Genomic DNA, 3,053 nt, shown 5'->3' on the forward strand with positions numbered 1-3,053 from the left:
GGCATGAAGGGTCTGGTGACCAACCCGAAGGGTGAGTTCATCCCGCGTCCGGTCAAGTCCTCGTTCCGTGAGGGCCTGACCGTGCTGGAGTACTTCATCAACACGCACGGCGCTCGAAAGGGCTTGGCGGACACCGCGTTGCGTACCGCCGACTCGGGTTACCTGACCCGTCGTCTGGTGGACGTGAGCCAGGACGTCATCGTTCGCGAGCACGACTGTGAGACCGAGCGCGGCATCATCGTCGAGCTGGCCGAGCGTCAGCCGGACGGCACCCTGATCCGCGACCCGTACATCGAAACCTCGGCGTACGCACGGACTCTGGGTATCGATGCCGTCGACGAGGCCGGCAACGTCGTCGTCCCGCGTGGCGAAGACTTGGGTGACCCCGAGATCGACGCCCTGCTGGCGGCGGGCATCACGCAGGTCAAGGTCCGCTCGGTGCTGACGTGCACCACCGGAACCGGCGTCTGCGCGACCTGCTACGGCCGTTCGATGGCGACCGGCAAGCTGGTCGACATCGGTGAGGCCGTGGGTATCGTTGCGGCGCAATCGATTGGTGAGCCCGGCACGCAGCTGACGATGCGTACCTTCCACCAGGGTGGTGTCGGTGAGGACATCACCGGCGGTCTGCCCCGTGTGCAGGAGCTGTTCGAGGCCCGCGTCCCGCGCGGCAAGGCCCCGATCGCCGACGTCACCGGGCGGGTCCGCCTGGAGGACGGCGAGCGCTTCTACAAGATCACCATCGTTCCCGACGACGGGAGCGAAGAGGTCGTGTACGACAAGCTCTCCAAGCGGCAGCGGCTGCGCGTCTTCAAGCACGAAGACGGTTCCGAGCGCGTGCTTTCCGACGGCGACCACGTCGAGGTCGGTCAGCAGCTGATGGAAGGTTCGGCCGACCCGCACGAGGTGCTGCGCGTGCAGGGCCCCCGCGAGGTGCAGATCCACCTGGTCCGCGAGGTCCAGGAGGTCTACCGCGCACAGGGTGTGTCGATCCACGACAAGCACATCGAGGTGATCGTTCGCCAGATGCTGCGCCGCGTAACCATCATCGACTCGGGCTCGACGGAGTTCCTGCCCGGCTCGCTGATCGACCGCGCGGAGTTCGAGGCGGAGAACCGTCGGGTGGTGGCCGAGGGCGGCGAGCCCGCGGCCGGCCGGCCGGTGCTGATGGGTATCACGAAGGCGTCGCTGGCCACCGACTCGTGGCTGAGTGCGGCGTCGTTCCAGGAGACCACGCGAGTGCTGACCGATGCGGCGATCAACTGCCGCAGCGACAAGCTCAACGGTCTGAAGGAGAACGTGATCATCGGAAAGCTGATCCCGGCCGGAACCGGCATCAACCGGTACCGCAACATCCAGGTGCAGCCGACCGAGGAGGCCCGCGCTGCGGCGTACACGATCCCGTCCTACGAGGATCAGTACTACAGCCCGGACTTCGGTCAGGCCACCGGTGCCGCGGTCCCGCTGGACGACTACGGCTACAGCGACTACCGCTAGTCCACAAACGAAAAAGCCCCGGGTTCGCCCGGGGCTTTTTCGTGCCTGGGGTTCGCCTTTGTCGAGCGTGACGCTAGCTTCACGCTCGACGCCGAGCGTGCGGCCAGCGTCACGTTCGCGGCGGCCGGCGGCTCGCGTCGGCGCCCCTCGTTAGACTGGCCGAGTGCTCATCGGTTCACATGTCAGTCCGGGTGACCCGCTGGCCGCGGCCGCGGCCGAAGGCGCTGAAGTCGTACAGATCTTCCTCGGCAACCCGCAGAGCTGGAAAGCGCCCAAGCCGCGCGAAGACGCGGAGCTGCTGAAAGCCTCGGCCGTTCCGATCTACGTGCACGCGCCATACCTGATCAACGTCGCGTCGGCGAACAACAGGGTGCGCATCCCGTCGCGCAAGATCCTGCAGCAGACATGCGACGCGGCGGCCGACATCGGCGCCGCCGCGGTGATCGTCCACGGCGGCCACGTCGCCGACGACAACGATCTCGACGAGGGCTTCGGACGCTGGAGCAAGGCACTCGACCAGCTGGAAACGACCGTCCCCGTCTACCTGGAGAACACGGCGGGCGGCGACCACGCGATGGCCCGTCATTTCGACACCATCGCGCGGCTCTGGGATGTCATCGGCGACAAGGGAATCGGCTTCTGCCTCGACACCTGTCACGCCTGGGCGGCGGGGGAGGCGCTGGTGGACGCGGTTGACCGCATCAAGGCCATCACCGGCCGCATCGACCTGGTGCACTGCAACGACTCCAAGGACACCGCGGGCTCGGGTCGAGACCGCCACGCCAACCTCGGAAGCGGGCAGATCGACACCGAACTGCTGGTGGCGGCGGTCAGGGCCGCCGACGCGCCGGTGATCTGCGAGACCGCCGACGAGGGCCGCAAGGACGACATCGCGTTCCTCCGAGAGAAGACCGGCGGCTGACCTGTTGTTACACCTTCTTGTGCGGTTGTAGAAAAAATGTAACATGGTCGGCATGGCAGATACGCATGTCGTCACCAACCAGGTCCCGCCCATTGAGAACTACAACCCCGCGACGTCCGCGGTGCTCGTCGAGGCCCTGATCCGCGAGGGCGGCGAGTGGGGTCTGGACGAGGTGAACGAGGTCGGGGCGCTCTCGGCCAGCCGCGAAGCCCAGCGCTGGGGCGAGCTCGCCGATCGCAACCGGCCCGTCCTGCACACCCACGACGTCGTCGGCCACCGCGTCGACGAGGTGGAGTACGACCCGGCCTACCACGAACTCATGCGCGCGGCGATCGCCCACGGCATGCACGCCGCGCCCTGGGCCGACGAACGACCGGGCGCGCACGTCGTCCGCGCCGCGAAGACCTCGGCATGGACGGTGGAGCCGGGCCACGTCTGCCCGATCTCGATGACGTATGCCGTCGTCCCGGCTCTGCGTTACAACCCTGAGCTGTCGAAGGTGTACGAGCCGCTGCTCACCAGCCGCGAATACGATCCCGAGCTCAGGTTGGCGACCACCAAACCCGGTATCACCGCGGGCATGTCGATGACCGAGAAGCAGGGCGGCTCCGACGTGCGCGCCGGCACCACCCAG

Annotated in this window: 1 protein-coding gene and 2 pseudogenes; all 3 read left to right on the plus strand. The window is 67.3% G+C overall.

The annotated features are described in order from the left end of the window. Positions 1-1,497: pseudogene (locus JOZ00_RS21340) on the plus strand (DNA-directed RNA polymerase subunit beta'); the annotation flags it as partial. A gap of 163 nt (positions 1,498-1,660) precedes the next feature. After that, on the plus strand, positions 1,661-2,419 hold the full coding sequence (locus JOZ00_RS21345; RefSeq protein WP_293347629.1) for a deoxyribonuclease IV: 759 nt from the start codon (positions 1,661-1,663) through the stop codon (positions 2,417-2,419). A 52-nt stretch (positions 2,420-2,471) separates the two neighbouring features. Next, positions 2,472-3,053 (plus strand): annotated as a pseudogene (locus JOZ00_RS21350) (DNA alkylation response protein); the annotation flags it as partial.

This window comes from Mycobacterium sp., assembly GCF_019243155.1.
GTDB lineage: Bacteria > Actinomycetota > Actinomycetes > Mycobacteriales > Mycobacteriaceae > Mycobacterium.